Below are 19,719 nucleotides of genomic sequence, written 5' to 3' on the forward strand. Positions count from 1 at the left end.
GTAAATCCGCTCCCACAGAGACCGCGCCGCCCACAAGGTCTGTGCAATTCCTGTGGGAGCGGCTTTAGCTGCGAAAAGGCCGGCACCGGCATACTCAATCGCGGCGCCGACGGCGCCCGGTAATCATCGACCAAGGCAGGTTTTCCCGCAGGCGCACGCTCTCGTAAACGGCCGCCAGCACATGCACGCAAACCAGCACCAGCACGGCATCGGCCAACCCGCTGTGCAGATCAGTCGGCCAGTCCTCGCCCCACAAGGCATCCACCTCCTGCGACGCCCATCCGGTCAGGACCAGGCCGACAATGCCGGTCAGCATCAGCAACATCACCAAGGCGCCAATCGGCGAATGCCCCAGGCGATGACAAGGCTCCCCCCGCAGCAGCTTGCGGGCATGCCCCGCCAGACGCGACGGGGTTGGCCAGAAGTCAGCCCAGCGCGCGCTACGTGGCCCGACAAAGCCCCACACCAGGCGCAACACCACGCAGGCCAATGCGTAGTAGCCCAGCCACTGGTGCCAGTCGTCACCTTCTTCGTTGAAAAAGTAATCAGCGAAGAACACACCGGCGATCGAGAGATGGCACAGCCGCAGGAGCGGGTCCCACAGCTGCACCGTGCCGTTGCTGTTCAATCGTGGTACTCGGACTTGACCGCCTTGCCGGTCACCGGGTCATGGTAGATCTCGACCTTGCGGCCGTCCTTGTCGAAACCGTAGATCTCGTAGCAGTTGCCCTCGGTCACCTTGAACTTGTTGATCTTGTAGCCCTGTTCCTTGAGCTGCGCCTGGAATTTTTCCTGGTCTTGCCAGGTGCTTTTGTCAGCGGTGGTGCATTGGGTGGCGGCGAATGCTGTGCTGCTGCCGATCAGGATAAACAGGGCTATCAGGATGCGCATGGGAATGAGCTCCATTCAGTTGGGTGAAAACAGCACGGGAAACAGCTTAGTTGGATAGCGCGCCTGGTGCTCATTGATTTGCTTTTCACATCAATCAGAAAGAAAAACAAACTTAACAAATAAGCCAAAGCCACCGATGCTTGGGCATTACGCCCATCGCACGGAGAACAACAACATGAACGACGTGGTCATTGTCGCCGCAACCCGTACCGCCATCGGCAGCTTCCAGGGCGCCCTGGCTACGGTGCCTGCGGTCGACCTCGGTGCCGCCGTGATCAAGCGCCTGCTGGAACAGACCGGGCTGGACCCGGCGCAGGTCGACGAAGTGATCCTTGGCCAGGTACTCACCGCAGGTGCCGGGCAGAACCCGGCGCGCCAAGCCGCGATCAAGGCTGGCCTGCCCTACAGTGTTCCGGCACTGACCCTGAACAAGGTCTGCGGCTCGGGCCTCAAGGCCCTGCACCTGGGGGCCCAGGCCATTCGCTGCGGTGACGCCGAGGTGGTGATTGCCGGCGGCCAGGAAAACATGAGCCTTGCCCCTTACGTGATGCCTTCGGCACGTACCGGCCAGCGCATGGGCCATGGCCAGCTGATCGACAGCATGATCACCGACGGCTTGTGGGATGCCTTCAACGACTACCACATGGGGATCACCGCCGAGAACCTTGTGGACACGTACAGCCTGAGCCGAGAGCAGCAGGACGCCTTTGCCGCAGAATCGCAGCGCAAGGCGGTGGCGGCTATCGAGGCCGGGCGTTTCGATGACGAAATCACGCCGATCGTGATGCCGCAGAAAAAGGGTGAGCCCAAAGTGTTTGCGCGCGACGAACAGCCACGCCCGGACACCACTGCTGAATCCCTGGCCAAACTGCGCCCGGCGTTCAAGAAAGACGGCAGCGTCACTGCGGGCAACGCCTCCAGCCTGAACGACGGGGCAGCCGCCGTGCTGCTGATGAGCGCCGCCAAGGCCAAGGCCCTTGGACTGCCGGTACTGGCGAAGATCGCAGCCTATGCCAGTGCCGGCGTAGACCCTGCAATCATGGGTATCGGGCCGGTTTCCGCGACCCAACGTTGCCTGGAAAAGGCCGGCTGGCAGTTGGCCGAACTGGACCTGATCGAAGCCAACGAAGCGTTTGCCGCACAGGCGCTGGCGGTGGGCAAGGCACTGGAATGGGATGCGGCACGGGTCAACGTGAATGGCGGGGCGATTGCGTTGGGCCACCCGATTGGTGCATCCGGCTGCCGGGTGCTGGTGACCCTGTTGCACGAGATGATCAAGCGGGATGCGAAGAAAGGCCTGGCCACCTTGTGCATTGGCGGTGGGCAAGGGGTGGCGCTGGCGATCGAACGTTGATCACAGCCTGAGTTGAACAGGCCCTTGCTGGCGCCGACTACCAGAACTCTCATCGCATCACTCCCTGTCGATTTGAATCGGAGTACATTCAAGGGGGATTGAGGATCAAGCGGCGATAGCGACCTGTTTCAGCGCGTTATTCAGGGCCCTGACCAGTACAGCCACTTCCTGGCACTTCTGCACAGCCAGGTCCAATGGGCTGTGCAGCAACGCGCAAGATGGCGCCACCCACAGCCGCTCACCCAGACGCTCGTGGGCATCGCGCAGCAGGTCCAAGGTCTTTTCCAGGTCGCACGGCGAAGCATTGCGGCCGTCGACCAGGCCCAGCGACAGCACCTTGTAGGCCGGCAGGCGGTCGAGCATGGCGGTGTACTGGTCGGGCGCCTGCACCAGGTCGATGTGCAAGCCATCGACCGGCAGGTTCGCGGCCAGGCCAAGGTTGCCTTCAAGGCCACCCGCGTAAGTGGCGATCAACTTCTTCAAAGGTGCGCGCTGAAGAATGTTGTAGGCGCGCTCGTAGGCGTTTTTCCAATCTTGCGGCAACTCAAGGGCGAGGATCGGTTCGTCGATCTGCACCCATTCAACGCCCAGGGCAGCCAGGCGGTTGAGAGCTTGGTCATACAGTGGCAGCAGGCTGTCGAGCAGCTCCAGCTTGTCGACATCACCGGCCTTGGCTTTGGCCTGCCACAGGTAGCTCAACGGGCCCAGCAACACCGGCTTGACCGCATGGCCAAGGGCTGTGGCTTGGGCTACTGCCTCGAAAAGCTGTTCCCAGTTCGGGGCAAACTGCTGGTGGTCACCGGCCAACACCTGGCCGTACCAGGCAATGTCGCCGACTGGCAGCAGTTCAATGCCGGCGTCTTTCTGCACCTGCCACAGCTCATGGTCGCAGCCGGTGTGTGGAAAGCCCAGGTTGTGTGCCAGTGCCATGTCTTGTCCCTTCAGCATGCATAAATGATTGAGGGGATTTTCCGGTTCGCGGACCGCTGAGACAAACTCATTAAATTTGAGATGAACTCAAGATTTCTTCATGATCATGTTCATGTCTCAATCAGAGCACCATCCTGCGCATCCGGACATGACCCGGTCCGCCTTGTGCCGCACAATGGCACCCTGACCACACCAGGTACCCGGCCACATGAGCCTGCTGAAAACCGCGCTGCGCGAACAGAACTTCGTCTGCGTGATGGAATTCGTCCCCAAGCCTTCCACAGAACGCTTCGCCGCCATGGAAGCGATCATGGCCCGTGCGCACCTGTGTGGCTGGCCGATGACCGTGGCCATCGGCGATCGTGTTGGCAGCCCGCTGGACATGTCGCCGCTGGACGCCCTCGCCTCGTTCAGCAACCCGGTGCCTGCCCTGCCGCACTTTTCCGGCAAGGACCGCGAACGCCACCACCTGCTCGCCCAGTTGCAACGCATGGACGCCGCCGGCCTCGACCAGCTGTTACTGCTGACCGGCGACCGCCTGCCCGGCCACGAGCCTGGCCAGCGCCCGGTGCGTTATCTGGAGTCGGTCGCCGCCCTGCAAATCGCTCGCCAGGCTTGCCCACACTCGCTGCTGGGCGCTGCACTGAACCCGTTCAAGTACCACGAGGAAGAAGGCGGCGCCCAGTATTTCAAGGCCGAGAAAAAGCTGGCAGCGGGCGCCGACTTCCTCACCCTGCAACTGGGGTTCGATGGGGATAAACACCAGGAAGCCATGCACTGGATGCGCCGCCAGGCCACGCCCAAGCCCATGCTGGCGTGCCTGATGAGCCTTACCCACGGGCGCGCTGCGATGCTCGACCACGTGGCTGGTGTTACCGTCACACCGTCCATGCGCGACATGCTCGAAGCGGAGACCGTGCAGTCCAAGGCCTTTGCCCAGGCACGCAGCGTTGACCGCCTGGCCTTGCAGATCATCGGCGTGAAGCTGATGGGTTACGCCGGCGTGCATCTGTCAGGGGTTCACGAACTCAAACAACTGCTGGCCCTTGAGGCCCGCATCGAACACTGGCAAGCCCGGATCCACACCCTGGATCAATGGGCGCCGGCGTGGCGCGCCAGCTGGCAGATGCCCGGCCTGCCGGCAGTCACCTTCCATCCGCCGCAGGCGGGTTGGCGCCAGGGCGAGTCAAGGGTCGATGCTTCACTCAAAGAAAAAGCGCGCTATCACCTGATGCACGGCATGCATTCATTGCTGTTCAGCCGTCGCAATAGCCTGAGCAAGGCATTTGGCTGGGCGGTGCGCCAGCGGCTGTGGTCCACGCCCGTTGGCGCACAGGTGTTGCACAAGGTGGAGCGCGCAGTGAAACGGCCATTGGTGGGCTGCGACACCTGTGGCCGCTGCCGCCTGGAAGACACGTTGTACATCTGCCCGGAAACATGCCCCAAGGGCTTGGCCAACGGCCCCTGCGGCGGTACCGCACTGAACCGCTGCGAGTTCGGCGACCGTGAATGCATACACAGCATCAAGTACCGCACGGCCAAGGCCGTGCGGCAAACTGCAGTGCTCACCGAGCGCCTGATCCCCTGCATCGAAGTCGAAACCCGCCACCGCAGCTCATGGCCGCAGTGGTTCCAGGCAGCGACGCCGCGCCGGCTCAGCCCGCAGCCAGCGCCTCGAAGCCAGCCCGAATCGTAGCCTCGGGCAATTCATCGGCGATGAACACCATCACGCTCTCACGAGCCTCGCCTTCGGCCCACTCGGCGTCCCAGTCAAAGCCGTAGAGCTTGAGCACGCCCTGGAACACCAGCTTGCGGTCCTCGCCGGCAATGTTCAGCACGCCTTTGTAGCGCAACAGCTGCTTGCCGTGGGTTTCCAGCAGTTCGTTCATGAAGTCGCTGAGGCGGTCGATATCCAGCGCGGTTTCCGTGCGCAGCACCAGCGTGGAGATACGGTCCGATATAGCAGGCTTGAGCACCGGGCGCAGGGTGGGTTTCAGGTTCGCACCCAGGTCGGGGTTGAGGTTGAATCCACGCACATCCAGTAGCTCAGCCAGGTCGATGCGACCGTGTTCGACCACTCGGATTGCGGCACGACCATTGATGCGGGCCAGGCGTTCGCGCAGGGCTTCTACCGCAGCCGCGTCGACCAGGTCGGTCTTGCTCAACAGCAAGCGATCGGCAAAGCCGACCTGGGCCTGGGCAATGGTTTGGGTCAGGTGCAGTTCCGCATGAGCCGCGTCTACCAGGGTGATGATGCCGTCGAGGATGTAGCGCTCACGCAGTTCCTCGTCGATGAAAAAGGTTTGCGCCACCGGCGCCGGATCGGCCAGGCCTGTGCATTCGATTACCAGGCGGTCGAAGGCGATTTCGCCTGCGTCCAGGCGCTCAAGCAGCAGGTACAGCGCGCGCGTGAGGTCGCCGTGGATGCTGCAGCATACGCAGCCGTTGGCCAGGGTCATCACCTGCACCGGTTCGTCGCCCAGCAGTTGGCTGTCAATGCCAGCCTCGCTGAACTCGTTTTCGATCACGGCGAGTTTCAGGCCGTGCTCGGCCTTGAGCATGTGCTTGAGCAAGGTGGTCTTGCCGGCACCGAGGAAGCCAGTGAGCACAGTTACGGGAATAGGCGTCTGCACGCAGTAAATCTCCTGAAGCTGAAATGACTGTGGGAGCCGGTTACCCAGGCTCCCACAGGTTCACACGTGTCGCAGGCTCAACAGCACTTGGGCCCGGACTTGCCACCGTAACGCGCTTCCTGACGTTCGCGGAAAAATTCCTCGTACGTCATCACCGGCTTGTCCGGGTGCGTCTTCTGCATGTGCTCGACATAGTTGTCGTAGTCGGGCATGCCGACCATCAGGCGGGCTGCCTGCCCCAGGTATTTACCCAGTCGACCCAGGTCGTTGAACATGACTGCATTCCTCTCGATTACGCGTCAGGCAGTGCCTGGAACGGGGTTTCCTTGTCGGTACGCTCCTTGCGGCCCAGGGCGGCATAGCCAACCTTGATGGCGAAGAACAGGATGCTGAACACCACCAGCAGGAACAGAATCGTCAGGCCCGCGTTGGTGTAGGCGTTGAAGATCACATGCTGCATCTGCCCGATGTCCTTGGCCGGGGCCAGTACCTGGCCGGCGTCCAGCGCGGTGCTGTATTTCTTGGCCAGGGCCAGGAAGCCAACTGCCGGGTTCGGGTCGAACAGCTTGATCAGGCCTGCAGCCGTGGTGCAGATCAGCAGCCAGACCGCCGGCACCAGGGTGACCCAGATGTAGCGCTGACGCTTCATCTTGATCAGCACCACGGTGCCGAGCATCAGGGCGATACCGGCCAGCATCTGGTTGGAGATGCCGAACAGCGGCCACAGGGTGTTGATGCCGCCCAGCGGGTCGATCACACCTTGGTACAGCAGATAGCCCCAGAGTGCCACGCAACCCGCGGTAGCGAGCAGGTTGGCTCCCCACGATTCGGTGCGTTTGAGGGCCGGCACGAAGCTGCCCAGCAGGTCTTGCAGCATGAAGCGACCGGCACGGGTACCGGCGTCCACCGCGGTGAGGATGAACAGCGCCTCGAACAGGATCGCGAAGTGGTACCAGAAGGCCATGGTGTTCTCACCCGGCAACACCTGGTGCAGGATCTGCGCGATACCGACCGCCAGGGTCGGCGCACCGCCGGCACGGGCCAGGATGGTGTGCTCGCCGATGTCACGGGCGACGGCTTCAAGCTGCTCAGGCGTAATCAGGAAGCCCCAGCTGCTGACCGTCTGCGCCACCGATGCCACGTCGGCGCCAACCACCGCAGCCGGGCTGTTCATGGCGAAGTACACACCCGGCTCGATCACCGAAGCGGCGACCATGGCCATGATGGCGACGAACGACTCCATCAGCATGCCGCCGTAGCCGATGTAGCGGGCGTTGGTTTCGTTGTCCAGCAGCTTGGGCGTTGTTCCCGAGGAGATCAGCGCATGGAAGCCGGACACCGCACCGCAGGCGATGGTGATGAACAGGAACGGGAACAGGGTGCCCTTCCACACCGGGCCGGTGCCGTCGGTGAACTGGGTCAGCGCCGGCATTTTCAGCTCGGGCGCGATGATCAGGATACCGATGGCCAGGCCAACGATAGTGCCGATCTTGAGGAAGGTGGACAGGTAGTCACGCGGCGCCAGCACCAGCCATACCGGCAGCACGGCGGCAACGAAGCCGTAGCCCACCAGCATCCAGGTGATCTGCACGCCGGTGAAGGTGAAGGCCGGGCCCCACACCGGGTCCGCAGCGATTACACCGCCCAGCCAGATCGAGGCCAGCAGCAATACAACACCGACCACCGAGATTTCGCCGATGCGGCCCGGGCGGATGTAGCGCATGTAGATGCCCATGAACATCGCGATCGGGATGGTGGCCATCACCGTGAACATGCCCCACGGGCTTTCGGCCAGGGCCTTGACCACGATCAGCGCCAGCACCGCCAGGATGATGATCATGATCAGGAAGCAGCCAAACAGGGCAATGGTGCCCGGAATGCGGCCCATCTCCTCGCGCACCATGTCGCCCAGCGAGCGGCCGTTGCGGCGGGTAGAAAGGAACAGGACCATGAAGTCCTGCACCGCACCGGCCAGCACCACACCGGCAATCAGCCAAAGCGTGCCGGGCAGGTAGCCCATTTGCGCGGCAAGCACCGGGCCGACCAGGGGGCCTGCGCCAGCAATGGCGGCGAAGTGGTGACCGAACAGAATGTGTTTGTTGGTCGGGACGTAGTCCAGGCCGTCGTTGTTGAGCACCGCCGGCGTGGCCCGCCGCGGGTCGAGTTGCATCACCTTGGTGGCGATAAACAGGCTGTAGTAACGGTAGGCAACCAGGTAGATGGCCACTGCCGCGACCACGATCCACAAGGCGTTGATCGCCTCACCGCGACGCAGGGCTACCACACCCAGCGCGCAGGCCCCTATGACTGCCAGCGCCAGCCACGGAAGGTGGCGTAGCAGGCTATTATTGTTGTTCATGGTTTGCTTCCAGCTGGTGGATTGGAAAGACCGCCCACCGAGTCTAGGGCCAGTCATCGCGCATTGCCACACTTGCTTTGGTCTAGAGCCTCTGCGGCCAGATTGCGGTACCTGATGCACATACCACGCTAACTATAGTCAGGATGTCACCTTAGGACCTACCCGAGGACCCATGCCATGAGCGATCACGACGAACGCCGCCGCTTCCAGCGTATCCAGTTCGACGCCCCGACCCGGCTGTGCCAGGGCGAACGCTGCTGGGAGGTGAAACTGCTCGACCTGTCCCTCAAAGGGCTGCTGGTCGAATGCCCGCAACCGTGGGATGCCGACCTGACCCAGGACTTCGAAGCGTACATCCTGCTCAACGATGAAGTGACCGAGGTGCAGATGCAGGTCGAGTTGCGCCACGAAGAACCCGATCGCCTGGGCTTCATCTGCCTCTACATCGACGTCGATTCGATGACCCATTTGCACCGTCTTGTGGAATTGAACGTGGCTGACAGCACCGAAATGATGCGTGAGCTGCGCGAACTCATCGAATAATGAAATCTCTTAGCTAGCTAATAGCTTTCCCACATGATGTTTCCTGTCTACCCAGACAGCTTTAAGCCTGGGTAGCAGTACTTTGTACACACCCCTCTAGCACCGTTTTCGATGAGTTGGTACGCCTTCTGCATTGGGTTTTCGCACACCCTGCGGTCGCTCGTGTACGCGCTCCGATCAAAATATTGTATACAATTTTTGTGGCAATAATTTGCAGGAAATGTCTACAGTAGCGACACAACAATAAACAGAGAGCCTGCTCCATGACTACGTCCCCTAGCACGTCTCCCACCAAGCGCCCCGAGGATGAAAACCTCGGGCTTGGTGCCAACCTGGCCTATGGTCTGCAGCATGTGTTGACCATGTACGGGGGGATCGTCGCGGTACCCCTGATCCTGGGGCAGGCCGCTGGCCTGAACGGTGCCGAAATCGGCATGCTGATCGCGGCCTCGCTGTTTGCCGGTGGCCTGGCCACCCTGCTACAGACCTTGGGGCTGCCGTTTTTTGGCTGCCAGTTGCCGCTGGTGCAGGGCGTGTCGTTCGCCGGTGTGGCGACCATGGGCGCGATCCTCAGCAGCGAGGGTGGCGGTGGCTTGCCGGGCGTGCTTGGCGCGGTCATGGCTGCATCGCTGATCGGCTTTCTGATCACGCCGGTGTTCTCGCGCATCACCAAGTTCTTCCCGCCACTGGTGACCGGTATCGTCATCACCACCATCGGCCTGACCCTGATGCCGGTGGCCGCACGATGGGTAATGGGTGGCAACAGCGCCTCGCCAGAATTCGGCAGCGTTGCCAACATCGGCCTGGCCGGGCTCACCTTCGCCATCGTGCTACTGCTGAGCAAGCTGGGCAGCGCGACCATCTCGCGCCTGTCGATCCTGCTGGCCATGGTGGTCGGCACGCTGATCGCCTGGGCGCTGGGCATGACCGATTTCAGCAAAGTCACCGAAGGTCCGATATTTGCCTTCCCGACGCCGTTCCATTTCGGCATGCCGGAATTCCACATCGCCGCGATCCTGTCGATGTGCATCGTGATCATGGTGACCCTGGTGGAAACCTCGGCCGACATCCTCGCCGTGGGTGAGATCATCGATACCAAGGTCGACTCCAAGCGCCTGGGCAATGGCCTGCGCGCCGACATGGCATCGAGCATCCTGGCGCCGATCTTCGGCTCGTTCACCCAGAGCGCGTTCGCCCAGAACGTTGGCCTGGTGGCCGTGACCGGGGTCAAGAGCCGCTATGTGGTAGCTACCGGTGGTGTGATCCTGGTGGTGCTCGGCCTGCTGCCGATCATGGGCCGGGTGATTGCCGCAGTACCTACCCCGGTACTGGGCGGCGCGGGCATCGTGCTGTTCGGCACCGTGGCAGCCAGTGGTATTCGCACCCTGTCGAAGGTCAGCTACAAGAACAACGTCAACCTGATCATCGTCGCGGCCTCGCTGGGCTTCGGCATGATCCCGATCGCCGCGCCGACCTTCTACCACCACTTCCCGAACTGGTTCGAGACCATCTTCCACTCAGGCATCAGCTCGGCGGCGATCATGGCCATCCTGCTGAACCTGATCTTCAACCACTTCACCACCGGCAACTCGGAAAACCAGTCGGTGTTCGCTGCGGCCTACGAGCGCACCATCCAGTACTCGGACATTTCTGCGTTGCGTGATGGTGACTACTTCAAGGATGGCAAGCTGTTCGACGCTGAAGGCAATGAGGTACCGATGCTGGAGGTGGATGAGCATGGCAATGAAACCGTCAGGCGGGCGGCGGTTGCCGAGCATTGACTGCTGACTGAGTGGTGAAGTGGAGGGGCCGACGCGCATCGTCGGCCCCTTTTTCGTTTGCCTGTGCCCGCGAAGAGGTCGGTACAGGCTACTAATTACTCGAACAGTGCATCCAGAGCCTGCTCCAGCCGAGTCACGGCAATCACCTGCAACCCCGCTGGCGGTTCTTTCGGCGCATTGCCCTTGGGCACGATGGCACGCTTGAAACCATGCTTGGCCGCCTCCTTCAACCGCTCCTGACCGCTGGGCACAGGCCGCACCTCGCCCGACAAGCCAATCTCGCCAAACACCAGCAGCCCATGGGCGAGTGGCCGGTTGCGCAAGCTGGACATCACCGCCGCCAGCAACGCCAGGTCCGAGGCTGTCTCCAGCACCTTCACCCCGCCCACCACGTTGAGGAACACGTCCTGATCGTGGGTCGGAATCCCGCCGTGGCGGTGCAACACCGCCAACAACATGGCCAGACGGTTCTGGTCCAGGCCCAGGGTTACCCGCCGGGGGTTGGCCAGGTGGCTGTCGTCGACCAGTGCCTGCACCTCGACCAGCATCGGCCGGGTGCCCTCCCAAGTCGCCATGACCACGCTGCCCGGTACTTCCTCCTGGGTGCGGTTGAGGAAGATCGCCGAAGGGTTGGAGACTTCTTTAAGGCCTCGGTCGGTCATGCCGAACACACCCAGTTCGTTGACCGCGCCAAAGCGGTTCTTCACCGCACGCAGCAAGCGCAGTCGGCCATCGGACTCACCCTCGAAATACAACACGGTGTCGACCATGTGCTCCAGTACCCGCGGGCCGGCCAGCGAGCCTTCCTTGGTCACATGGCCGACCAGGAAGATGGCCGTACCGCTTTGCTTGGCGTAACGCACCAGCAGCGCCGTGCTCTCACGCACCTGGGCCACGCCACCGGGCGCTGATTGCAACTGTTCGGTGAAAATGGTCTGGATCGAGTCGATCACCATCACCCGTGGTTTCTCGACGCGGGCTGTGGCGATGATGGTCTCGATGCAGGTTTCGGTCATCACCTTGAGCTGGTCCTGGGGCAAGCCCAGGCGCCGCGAACGCATGGCCACCTGCTGCTGCGATTCCTCACCCGTCACATACAGTGCCGGCATGCCCACGGCAATGTTGCACAACGTCTGCAGCAGGATGGTCGACTTGCCGATGCCGGGGTCGCCACCAATCAGCACCACCGAGCCATCCACCAGGCCTCCTCCCAGCACGCGGTCCAGTTCGGTGCTGCTGGTGGTGAAGCGCGGGATTTCCTCGACGCTGACTTCGGCCAGGGTCTTGATCTGTGCCTGTTGCCCGGTCCAGCCGGCGCGGCCGCTGCTGGGTGCCGCCGCGCCGCCGCTCTCGATCATGGTTTCGACCAGGGTGTTCCAGGCCCCGCATTCGCCACACTGGCCTGCCCATTTGGGGAAGGTCGCGCCGCACTCGGTGCAGCCATACAAGCGCTTGGCCTTGGCCATGGGTGGGGTCTCCTGGAAAAAACCGCCATGATAGCCGAGCCGAACGTGTCTCGAACGCTTCGGGATGCGACAAAACTATTCGTTCCAACTGCAGTCAGTAGGCCTGAGCACCACGCATGAAGCGTTTTAGTGGCTTACACTGCGTTAACCTTACCTTTTGTTACAAGGAACCAAACATGGGCATGATCAGTGAGTTCAAGGCCTTCGCGGTCAAAGGCAATGTCGTCGACATGGCGGTGGGTATCATCATCGGCGCGGCCTTCGGCAAGATCGTCTCGTCCTTCGTCGGAGACGTGGTCATGCCGCCACTGGGCCTATTGATCGGGGGCGTGGACTTCAGCGACCTGGCCATTACCCTGAAGGCTGCCGAAGGTGATGTACCGGCGGTGGTGCTGGCGTATGGCAAGTTCATCCAGACCGTGATCGACTTCCTGATCGTGGCCTTTGCCATCTTTATGGGGGTGAAGGCAATCAACCGGCTCAAGCGTGAAGAAGCCGTGGCACCGACTGTTCCGCCAGTGCCAACGGCCGAAGAAACGCTGCTGACCGAGATTCGCGATTTGCTCAAGACACAGAACCAGAACCGTTTGCCTTGAGATAGCTGGGGGCGCTGTGCGCCCCCAATTACCAGTAGTTTTCTACCGCCACCTGCCCCGGCCGCTTGCTCAGGCTCAGTTGCAGGTCACGTGCCTTCAGCACCTTGCGCGTCTCGTCGATCATATCCGGGTTGCCGCATAGCATCACCCTCGAATGCTCCGGTGACAGCTCGAGCCCTGCGGCCTTCTCCAACTCGCCATTCTCGATCAGCGTGGTAATACGCTGGTTCAACGCACCCGGGTGCCGCTCACGGGTCACCACCGGAATGAACTGCAACTTGCCAGCAAACTCGGCCAGGTAGTCGCGCCGCTCCAGCCCGGCGATTTCATCCACATAAGCCAGCTCTTTCGCTTCGCGCACCGAGTACACCAACTTGATGCTGTCGAAACGCTCCCAGGCCTCGAAGTCCTGCAGAATCGACATGAATGGCGCAATCCCCGTGCCCGTGGCCAACAGCCACAAGTCACGCCCCCCGACAAAGCGGTCGAGGGTGAGGAAACCAAACGCCTGGCGGTCGATCAGCAGAGTGTCGCCTGCCCCCAACCGGCTCAGCTCGCTGGTGAATTCACCGCCCGGCACAACGATGGAGAAGAAGTCGAGGTGCTCGTCATGCGGTGCGCTGACCATGGAATAGGCGCGCCACACCACGCTGCCATCGGCCTTGGTCACGCCCAGGCGGGCAAACTGGCCGGAACGGAAGCGGAACCCCGCATCGCGCGTAACCCGCAGGCTGAAGAGGTTCGGCGTCAACGGCTGAACATCGAGCAGGGTCTGGCGGGTGAACTTTTCGGCGCTTGCGGTCATATCGGGCTCCAGGGTTGGCGAGTGCACAGTGTCGCTTAAAGCGGCCCGGATAAAAACCACCGCTTTGTAGGGCCTCATCAAGGGCGATCGTGCCGAACGCTCAGAAACTCCTTATCGCTATAACAAAAAAATCCCAACACAATGCTAGGACTTTTCCTACAATCTTTCGGGTACTCAAACGGATTGGATCCTGGCACCCAAGGAGAGCTTCAAATGCTTCATTGGAGACCCGAACACCTGCATGTGTTCGTCAGCGAGCGATGCCCAAGGAAGTTGTTCGACATCGCAGTGCACTTGGCTCAGGACTTGGGCATGGAGTACCTCGGGCTGAATATTCGCATTCAGATCGCCACGCAGACACCCAGGGTTTACCTCTACAGCAATTATCCGGATGAATGGATCGAGCGCTATCAGCGCGACGAGTTCTACAAACAGGACCCCGCCGCAAACGTGAGCCACAGCTCGACGATGCCAGTGCTTTGGACCGAAGAACTGTACCGCGAAGCCCCTCAGTTTCGTGAAGAGGCTTGCCAACATGGCCTGCGTCATGGCTGGACGCAGTCGCTGCACGACTTACAGCACAACGAGAGCCAGATCAGCGTAGCCAGACCCGCCGGCAACATCGACATTACCGAACTCTACGGCAAAGCCGGCAGCGTGCAGTGGCTGTGCCACACCCTTCACGCCGTACTGGGCGAGCACCACCTGAACGCACTGTGCCCCCCCCAACCCAAAATGAGCGATCGGGAACTGGAAGTGCTGAAATGGTCAGCCGCCGGCAAGACCGCTGCCGACGTGGCCTGCATTCTATCGCTGTCGCAAAGCACGGTTAACTTTCATATCCGCAGCGTGATCACCAAAACCAACGCAGCAAACAAAGCCGGTGCCATCGCCATCGCAGCCATGCGTGGCTGGATCTGACCTACAAACCTGCGACCTTGGGCAAAGCCCTGTAGAATCGCCCGGCAAAGCCCGGAGCGAACCGCAACGGGCAGTTTCATACCCGAGCCAGACGCCATGCCCCTGTTGACCACCCCCTACGCCGAACTCGACCTGATCCGCCAGCCGGAGCAGGCCAACGACCCGCTGCAGGCTTTCGACGCCGCCGACGAGTACCTGCTTGCGCAACTGCACGAACAGGCTCCCGACGCCAGCTGCCGGGTGCTGGTGCTCAATGACAGCTTCGGTGCCTTGGCCGCCAGCCTGGCGGGCCAGCTGCAGGTAGTCAGCAGTGGCGATTCGCACCTGGCGCATCTGGCCCTGGAAAAGAACCTGGCGCGCAATGGCTTGCCGTTCGACAGCGTGCCGTTCGTACCGGCCAGTGAACACTGGCAAGGCCCGTTCGACCGGGTGCTGGTGCGCGTGCCAAAAACCCTGGCGCTGCTCGAAGAGCAACTGATTCGCCTGCAAGGCCACCTGGCGCCAGGGGCGCAGGTGATTGCGGGGGCAATGATCAAGCATTTGCCACGCGCGGCCGGTGACCTGATGGAAAAATACATCGGCCCGGTGCAGGCCTCGCTGGCGCAGAAAAAGGCGCGCTTGCTGACGGCAACGGTGGCCGAACTGCCGGCCGCCCGCTCGCCCTACCCTAGCCGCTATCGCCTTGAAGCGCCTGCGCTGGAGCTGGTGAACCACGCCAACGTGTTCTGCCGTGAAGGGCTGGATATCGGCACCCGGGCATTCTTGCCGCATCTGCCACGTGACCTGGGCAACGCGAGGGTGGCAGACCTGGGCTGCGGTAATGGCGTACTGGCGATTGCCAGTGCATTGGCCAACCCGGATGCCCAGTACACGCTGGTCGACGAGTCGTACATGGCAGTGCAATCGGCGCGGGAGAACTGGCAGGCTGCACTGGGCGAACGCCCGGCGACCTTCGTCGCAGCCGATGGGTTGGCCGGGGTGGAGAAGCAGTCGCTGGACGTGGTGCTGTGCAACCCGCCGTTCCACCAGCAGCAGGTGGTGGGGGATTTCCTGGCGTGGCGCATGTTCCAGCAGGCGCGTGAGGCGCTGCTGGTGGGTGGGGCGCTGTACATCGTGGGTAACCGGCACTTGGGCTATCACAGCAAGCTGGCACGGTTGTTCCGGGGGGTGGAGCAGGTGGCAGCGACGCCAAAGTTCGTCATCCTGAAAGCCCGTAAGTAAAGGCGCCGCTCCCACAGTTCTCCCCGCAACCTCAGTGGGTGGTAAGGCCCGCAGCCCCCATGAACAGCCGCATCACCCACGCCGCCACACCCAACGCCGCCACGCTCATCGCCCAGATCAGCAACAGCCAACCCAGCCGCTGCCACAGCGGCTTCTTCTCTTCCAAGCCATGTTTGCCGGTCATCATGCGGTCCTCCTAGTGATAGCCGTCTTCATGGGTCACCTTGCCGCGGAACACGTAGTAGCTCCAGAAGGTGTACATGAGGATGAACGGCAGGATGAATAACGTGCCCACTAGCATGAAGCCCTGGCTTTGCGGTGGCGCCGCAGCATCCCAGATCGAGATCGAGGGCGGGATGATGTTCGGCCACAGGCTAATGCCCAGGCCGCTGTAGCCAAGGAAGATCAGCACCAGGGTGAGCAGGAACGGCGTGTAGTGCGCGTTGCGTGCCACCGCCTTGAGCAACCCGTAAAAGGTCACCAGCACCAGCAGCGGTACCGGCATGAACCAGATCAGGTTAGGCATGCTGAACCAGCGGTCGGCGATCTGTGGATAAGCGATGGGTGTCCACAGGCTGACGATACCGATCACCACCAGCAGCACCAGCGCCAGCGGCCGGGCCATGTCGTGCATCTTCTGTTGCAGCGGCCCTTCGGTCTTCATGATCAGCCAGGTGCAGCCCAACAGCGTGTAGGCCACGATCAGCCCCAAGCCACAGAACAGGCTGAACGGGGTAAGCCAATCGAGGGTGCCACCGGCGAAATGGCGGTCGACCACCTTGAAGCCTTCGAGGAAGGCACCCAGGGCCACACCCTGGAAGAAGGTGGCAACCAGCGACCCCCAGATGAACGCCTTGTCCCAGATATGGCGCTTGTCGGCCTTGGCCTTGAAGCGGAACTCGAAGGCCACGCCGCGGAAGATCAGCCCGATCAGCATCAGGACCAACGGCAGGTACAGGGCTTCGAGCACCACGGCATAGGCCATCGGGAACGCCCCGAACAGCCCCGCACCACCCAGGATCAACCAGGTTTCGTTGCCGTCCCACACCGGGGCGACGGTGTTCATCATTACATCGCGGTCCTGCTCGCCCTTGACGAAGGGGAAGAGCATGCCGATACCCAGGTCGAAGCCGTCCATCACCACGTACATCATGACGCCGAAGATGATGATCACCGCCCAGATCAGCGGAAGGTCGATACCCATGGCTCAGTCCTCCTTGCTCAGGCTGGCAGTCTTGGCCTCATGGCCATCATCGGCGGCAGACAGCGGCCGCGCCGGCGTACGTTTCTGGCCAGGGCCGCCCGGTGTGTGTTCGTCACCTTCGCCGGTCTGCGGTCCTTTGCGCACCAGGCGCATCATGTAGCCAAGGCCGGTACCGAACAGGGCGAAGTACACCACCACGAACGCCACCAGGGTGAAGCCGAGCTGTGCATAACTGTGGTTGGACACGCCATCCGCCGTGCGCATCAGGCCATACACCACCCAGGGCTGGCGGCCGATCTCGGTGGTGAACCAGCCGGCCAGCAAGGCGATCAGCCCGGAAGGCCCCATCCATAGCGCCAGGTACAGGAACGGGCGCGAGGTGTAGAGCGTGCCACGCTTGCGCAGCCACAGGCTCCACAGGCCGACGAAGATCATCAGGAAGCCAAGCCCGACCATGATTCGGAACGACCAGAAGACGATGGTCGAGTTGGGCCGGTCCTCAGGCGGGAATTCCTTCATTGCCGGCACCTGCTTGTCCAGGCTGTGGGTGAGGATCAGGCTGCCGAGCGCCGGGATTTCCAGTTTGAAGTGCGTCGTTTCGGCCTTCATGTCGGGAATGCCGAACAGGATCAACGGGGTCGGCTCGCCGGGTACGTTCTCCCAGTGGCCTTCGATGGCAGCGATTTTCACCGGCTGGTGCTTGAGCGTGTTCAGGCCATGGAAGTCGCCGATCACGGCCTGGATCGGAGCGACGATCAGCGCCATCCACATGGCCATCGACAGCATCTTGCGCACCGCCGGGTTGTCACGCCCGCGTAGCAGGTGCCAGGCCGCCGAGGCGCCGACGAAGAACGCCGTGGAGACGAACGCAGCGGTGGCCATGTGCATCAGGCGGTAGGGGAACGAGGGGTTGAACACCACCGCAAACCAGTCCACCGGCACCACCCGGCCATCGATGATCTCGTGGCCTTGCGGGGTTTGCATCCAGCTGTTGGAGGCGAGAATCCAGAAGGTGGATACCAGCGTGCCCAGTGCCACCATGCAGGTGGAGAAAAAGTGCAAGCCGCGGCCTACACGGTTCCAGCCGAACAGCATGACGCCGAGGAAGCCCGCTTCGAGGAAGAAGGCAGTCAGCACCTCGTAGGTCAGCAATGGCCCGGTGACGGCGCCGGCGAACTCTGAGAAGCGGCTCCAGTTGGTACCGAACTGGTAGGCCATGACCAGGCCCGAGACCACGCCCATGCCGAAGTTGACGGCGAAAATTTTCGACCAGAAGTGATAGAGGTCACGGTAGACCTGGTTGTGGGTCCGAAGCCAGAGGCCTTCGAGGACTGCCAGGTAGCTCGCCAGGCCAATGGTGATGGCCGGGAACAGGATGTGGAACGACACGGTAAAGGCAAACTGCATTCGGGCGAGCTCTAGGGCCTCTATTCCGAACATGGTGCTTCCTCTTCAGATAATCCGGCGTCCGGGCTTGTGGCCCCAGTCGCCCACTGCCCCCACTGGATCGAGTACGGCGTGTTGGAATTGTTCTGTTCAATCGCAGGGATTCCGGCCCAAAGGGCCTATTCGTTGAATCTGGAACGATTGATCCAGATCAACGAATGTTAGGAAGCATAGTCCCGAATTGCCCGGCAAGCCGTGTGGCTGATTGCCGCGTGACCGGTTGCCCCACCCTCTTTCATTAGGTGTGAAAAAGTGCCGATCCGGGCAAACAGTAACCGGTTGTTACAAACAGATGATACGCTGCGCACCCCCTCTACTGCGCCGAGGCCCCTGGTTTCCGATGTCTGATTCCGCACCGCAGTTGTTACGTCACCACCGCCCTTTCCTGGCGTTCTGGCTGGCCCGCGTGTTTACCGCCAGCGGCTTCCAGATGCTCACCGTGGCCATTGGCTGGCACCTCTATCAATTGACCGGCAACGTGCTGGACCTGGGCCTGGTCGGCCTGGTGGAATTTGCACCACGGGTGCTGTTCATGCTGCACACCGGGCATGTAGCCGACCGCTACGACCGGCGCAAAGTCGCCGCCCTGTGCCAGAGCCTGCAGGGGTTGATCGCCCTGGCGCTGGCGGTGGGCAGCGCGACTGACAACGTCACCCGAGAACTCATTTTCGCCCTCGCCTTCCTGCTGGGTGCCACACGCTCGTTCGAAATGCCGGCGACCCAGGCACTGTTGCCCAACGTGGTGCCGCCTGGGCTGTTCCCAAGGGCGGTGGCGGCGTCAGCGTCAGCCACCCAATCGGCGACCATCGTGGCGCCAGCAGTGGGCGGCTTCCTGTATGCCTTTGGCAGTATCTGGGTGTATGGCCCCACCGTGGCCCTGTATGCCATCGCCTGCATGCTCACCCTGAGCCTGCAGGCACGCGGCCAGGTCGTGCAGCGCGGGCGGGCCAGCATCGAATCGCTGCTGGCCGGCATTCGCTTCATCCGCAGCCGGCCTGACATCCTCGGTGCTATCTCGCTGGACCTGTTTGCCGTTCTGCTGGGTGGCGCCACCGCGCTGCTGCCGGTGTTCGCCAAGGACATCCTGCTGACCGGCCCGCTGGGCCTTGGCCTTTTGCGTTCGGCCCCGGCGGTGGGCGCATTGCTGATGTCGGTATGGCTGGCGCGCTTCCCGTTCGAACGCAATGTGGGGCGCACCATGTTCACGGCAGTCGGGGTGTTCGGCGTGGCGACCATCGCCTTCGGCTTGTCGACCTCGTTCTGGTTCTCGCTGGCAGTGCTGGTAGTGCTGGGCGCGGCGGACATGATCAGCATGGTGATTCGAGGGGCTTTCGTGCAACTGGAAACGCCGGATGAAATGCGCGGGCGGGTGAGCGCGGTGAACGGGTTGTTCATTGGTGCCTCGAACCAGCTCGGCGAGTTCGAATCCGGGGTGACGGCGCACTGGTTTGGCACAGTGCCAGCGGTGGTGATGGGCGGAGTGGGCACATTGGTGGTGACCGGGGTGTGGATAAGACTGTTCCCAACACTGGCCAAGCGGGATCGGTTGCATAACAACTGAGCGCTAAC

At 62.0% G+C, this 19,719-nt stretch carries 19 protein-coding genes; 8 read left to right on the forward strand and 11 right to left on the reverse strand.

All coding sequences use genetic code 11. The features are described from left to right. Positions 1-94 precede the first annotated feature (94 nt). Both FHW75_RS17340 and FHW75_RS17345 read right to left on the reverse strand, forming a co-directional pair. Complete coding sequence (locus FHW75_RS17340) at positions 95-628, reverse strand: cytochrome b/b6 domain-containing protein (RefSeq protein WP_019098821.1); 534 nt, start codon at positions 626-628, stop codon at positions 95-97. Further along, positions 625-891 carry a PepSY domain-containing protein gene (locus tag FHW75_RS17345; RefSeq protein WP_016713464.1) on the reverse strand — a complete coding sequence of 89 codons (267 nt, stop codon included), beginning with the start codon at positions 889-891 and terminating at the stop codon, positions 625-627. The genes FHW75_RS17340 and FHW75_RS17345 overlap by 4 nt, the downstream gene beginning before the upstream one ends. A gap of 175 nt (positions 892-1,066) precedes the next feature. Here FHW75_RS17345 and FHW75_RS17350 point away from each other — a divergent pair, with 175 nt between their 5' ends. Then, entirely contained in the window at positions 1,067-2,245 is a 1,179-nt protein-coding gene (locus FHW75_RS17350; RefSeq protein ID WP_019098820.1) for an acetyl-CoA C-acetyltransferase, read from the forward strand. A 105-nt stretch (positions 2,246-2,350) separates the two neighbouring features. Here FHW75_RS17350 and FHW75_RS17355 read toward each other — a convergent pair whose 3' ends face one another. Further along, positions 2,351-3,175: a 5-methyltetrahydropteroyltriglutamate--homocysteine methyltransferase gene (locus FHW75_RS17355; protein ID WP_019098819.1), complete on the reverse strand. Its 825-nt coding sequence runs from the start codon at positions 3,173-3,175 to the stop codon at positions 2,351-2,353. A 208-nt stretch (positions 3,176-3,383) separates the two neighbouring features. Between FHW75_RS17355 and FHW75_RS17360 the strand changes: the two genes are divergently transcribed. Continuing rightward, the gene (locus tag FHW75_RS17360; protein WP_183674119.1) at positions 3,384-4,871 is read left to right on the forward strand and encodes a methylenetetrahydrofolate reductase C-terminal domain-containing protein; all 1,488 of its coding nucleotides are present in this window, start codon (positions 3,384-3,386) and stop codon (positions 4,869-4,871) included. Here FHW75_RS17360 and yjiA read toward each other — a convergent pair. From yjiA to FHW75_RS17375, 3 genes are all read right to left on the reverse strand, one after another. Beyond that, positions 4,831-5,808, reverse strand: a complete 978-nt coding sequence (gene yjiA / locus FHW75_RS17365) for a GTPase (protein WP_025753997.1) — start codon at positions 5,806-5,808, stop codon at positions 4,831-4,833. The two genes, FHW75_RS17360 and yjiA, sit on opposite strands and share 41 nt — an antisense overlap. 77 nt (positions 5,809-5,885) lie before the next feature. Continuing rightward, on the reverse strand, positions 5,886-6,083 hold the full coding sequence (locus FHW75_RS17370; protein ID WP_016713459.1) for a YbdD/YjiX family protein: 198 nt from the start codon (positions 6,081-6,083) through the stop codon (positions 5,886-5,888). A 17-nt stretch (positions 6,084-6,100) separates the two neighbouring features. Next, positions 6,101-8,167: a carbon starvation CstA family protein gene (locus FHW75_RS17375; protein WP_019098817.1), complete on the reverse strand. Its 2,067-nt coding sequence runs from the start codon at positions 8,165-8,167 to the stop codon at positions 6,101-6,103. A gap of 177 nt (positions 8,168-8,344) precedes the next feature. Here FHW75_RS17375 and FHW75_RS17380 point away from each other — a divergent pair, with 177 nt between their 5' ends. Continuing rightward, a complete protein-coding gene (locus FHW75_RS17380) occupies positions 8,345-8,710 on the forward strand; it encodes a PilZ domain-containing protein (RefSeq protein ID WP_019098816.1) in 366 nt (121 codons plus the stop codon). A 263-nt stretch (positions 8,711-8,973) separates the two neighbouring features. Continuing rightward, on the forward strand, positions 8,974-10,491 hold the full coding sequence (locus tag FHW75_RS17385; protein WP_019098815.1) for a nucleobase:cation symporter-2 family protein: 1,518 nt from the start codon (positions 8,974-8,976) through the stop codon (positions 10,489-10,491). Positions 10,492-10,586: 95 nt separating this feature from the next. Here the strand turns inward: FHW75_RS17385 and radA are convergent, their stop codons facing one another. Then, positions 10,587-11,957: a DNA repair protein RadA gene (gene radA / locus FHW75_RS17390; protein WP_012274175.1), complete on the reverse strand. Its 1,371-nt coding sequence runs from the start codon at positions 11,955-11,957 to the stop codon at positions 10,587-10,589. 176 nt (positions 11,958-12,133) lie between these two features. On the opposite strand from radA, the gene mscL reads away from it, so the two are divergent. Then, entirely contained in the window at positions 12,134-12,553 is a 420-nt protein-coding gene (gene mscL / locus FHW75_RS17395) for a large-conductance mechanosensitive channel protein MscL (protein WP_019098814.1), read from the forward strand. Positions 12,554-12,581: 28 nt separating this feature from the next. On the opposite strand, the gene FHW75_RS17400 is transcribed toward mscL, so the two are convergent. Next, positions 12,582-13,358 (reverse strand): ferredoxin--NADP reductase, encoded by a 777-nt coding sequence (locus FHW75_RS17400; RefSeq protein WP_025753999.1) that lies wholly within the window; start codon positions 13,356-13,358, stop codon positions 12,582-12,584. A gap of 213 nt (positions 13,359-13,571) precedes the next feature. On the opposite strand from FHW75_RS17400, the gene FHW75_RS17405 reads away from it, so the two are divergent. Together FHW75_RS17405 and FHW75_RS17410 are read left to right on the forward strand one after the other, a co-directional pair. Then, on the forward strand, positions 13,572-14,279 hold the full coding sequence (locus FHW75_RS17405) for an autoinducer binding domain-containing protein (RefSeq protein WP_019098812.1): 708 nt from the start codon (positions 13,572-13,574) through the stop codon (positions 14,277-14,279). Positions 14,280-14,375: 96 nt separating this feature from the next. Next, entirely contained in the window at positions 14,376-15,500 is a 1,125-nt protein-coding gene (locus FHW75_RS17410) for a methyltransferase (protein WP_025754000.1), read from the forward strand. A gap of 31 nt (positions 15,501-15,531) precedes the next feature. On the opposite strand, the gene FHW75_RS17415 is transcribed toward FHW75_RS17410, so the two are convergent. Genes FHW75_RS17415 through FHW75_RS17425 form a run of 3 tightly spaced genes read right to left on the reverse strand, consistent with a single transcriptional unit; the run spans position 15,532 to position 18,144 of the window. Further along, positions 15,532-15,687, reverse strand: a complete 156-nt coding sequence (locus FHW75_RS17415) for a DUF2474 domain-containing protein (protein ID WP_016713451.1) — start codon at positions 15,685-15,687, stop codon at positions 15,532-15,534. 9 nt (positions 15,688-15,696) lie between these two features. Beyond that, the gene (cydB, locus tag FHW75_RS17420; protein ID WP_019098811.1) at positions 15,697-16,704 is read right to left on the reverse strand and encodes a cytochrome d ubiquinol oxidase subunit II; all 1,008 of its coding nucleotides are present in this window, start codon (positions 16,702-16,704) and stop codon (positions 15,697-15,699) included. 3 nt (positions 16,705-16,707) lie between these two features. Next, positions 16,708-18,144 carry a cytochrome ubiquinol oxidase subunit I gene (locus FHW75_RS17425; RefSeq protein WP_025754001.1) on the reverse strand — a complete coding sequence of 479 codons (1,437 nt, stop codon included), beginning with the start codon at positions 18,142-18,144 and terminating at the stop codon, positions 16,708-16,710. A 346-nt stretch (positions 18,145-18,490) separates the two neighbouring features. On the opposite strand from FHW75_RS17425, the gene FHW75_RS17430 reads away from it, so the two are divergent. Next, complete coding sequence (locus FHW75_RS17430; protein WP_025754002.1) at positions 18,491-19,711, forward strand: MFS transporter; 1,221 nt, start codon at positions 18,491-18,493, stop codon at positions 19,709-19,711. The last annotated feature ends 8 nt before the right edge of the window (positions 19,712-19,719 follow it).

Source organism: Pseudomonas sp. OG7 (assembly GCF_014192825.1).
GTDB classification, from domain to species: Bacteria; Pseudomonadota; Gammaproteobacteria; order Pseudomonadales; family Pseudomonadaceae; genus Aquipseudomonas; species Aquipseudomonas monteilii.

Bases quoted from the DNA above. Each gene is read 5' to 3' on its own strand.
- FHW75_RS17345 (WP_016713464.1), bottom strand. From the start codon at position 891: ATGCGCATCCTGATAGCCCTGTTTATCCTGATCGGCAGCAGCACAGCA.
- FHW75_RS17350 (WP_019098820.1), top strand. From the start codon at position 1,067: ATGAACGACGTGGTCATTGTCGCCGCAACCCGTACCGCCATCGGCAGC.
- FHW75_RS17355 (WP_019098819.1), bottom strand. From the start codon at position 3,175: ATGGCACTGGCACACAACCTGGGCTTTCCACACACCGGCTGCGACCAT.
- FHW75_RS17360 (WP_183674119.1), top strand. From the start codon at position 3,384: ATGAGCCTGCTGAAAACCGCGCTGCGCGAACAGAACTTCGTCTGCGTG.
- FHW75_RS17370 (WP_016713459.1), bottom strand. From the start codon at position 6,083: ATGTTCAACGACCTGGGTCGACTGGGTAAATACCTGGGGCAGGCAGCC.
- FHW75_RS17375 (WP_019098817.1), bottom strand. From the start codon at position 8,167: ATGAACAACAATAATAGCCTGCTACGCCACCTTCCGTGGCTGGCGCTG.
- FHW75_RS17380 (WP_019098816.1), top strand. From the start codon at position 8,345: ATGAGCGATCACGACGAACGCCGCCGCTTCCAGCGTATCCAGTTCGAC.
- FHW75_RS17385 (WP_019098815.1), top strand. From the start codon at position 8,974: ATGACTACGTCCCCTAGCACGTCTCCCACCAAGCGCCCCGAGGATGAA.
- radA (WP_012274175.1), bottom strand. From the start codon at position 11,957: ATGGCCAAGGCCAAGCGCTTGTATGGCTGCACCGAGTGCGGCGCGACC.
- mscL (WP_019098814.1), top strand. From the start codon at position 12,134: ATGGGCATGATCAGTGAGTTCAAGGCCTTCGCGGTCAAAGGCAATGTC.
- FHW75_RS17400 (WP_025753999.1), bottom strand. From the start codon at position 13,358: ATGACCGCAAGCGCCGAAAAGTTCACCCGCCAGACCCTGCTCGATGTT.
- FHW75_RS17405 (WP_019098812.1), top strand. From the start codon at position 13,572: ATGCTTCATTGGAGACCCGAACACCTGCATGTGTTCGTCAGCGAGCGA.
- FHW75_RS17410 (WP_025754000.1), top strand. From the start codon at position 14,376: ATGCCCCTGTTGACCACCCCCTACGCCGAACTCGACCTGATCCGCCAG.
- FHW75_RS17415 (WP_016713451.1), bottom strand. From the start codon at position 15,687: ATGATGACCGGCAAACATGGCTTGGAAGAGAAGAAGCCGCTGTGGCAG.
- cydB (WP_019098811.1), bottom strand. From the start codon at position 16,704: ATGGGTATCGACCTTCCGCTGATCTGGGCGGTGATCATCATCTTCGGC.
- FHW75_RS17425 (WP_025754001.1), bottom strand. From the start codon at position 18,144: ATGTTCGGAATAGAGGCCCTAGAGCTCGCCCGAATGCAGTTTGCCTTT.
- FHW75_RS17430 (WP_025754002.1), top strand. From the start codon at position 18,491: ATGTCTGATTCCGCACCGCAGTTGTTACGTCACCACCGCCCTTTCCTG.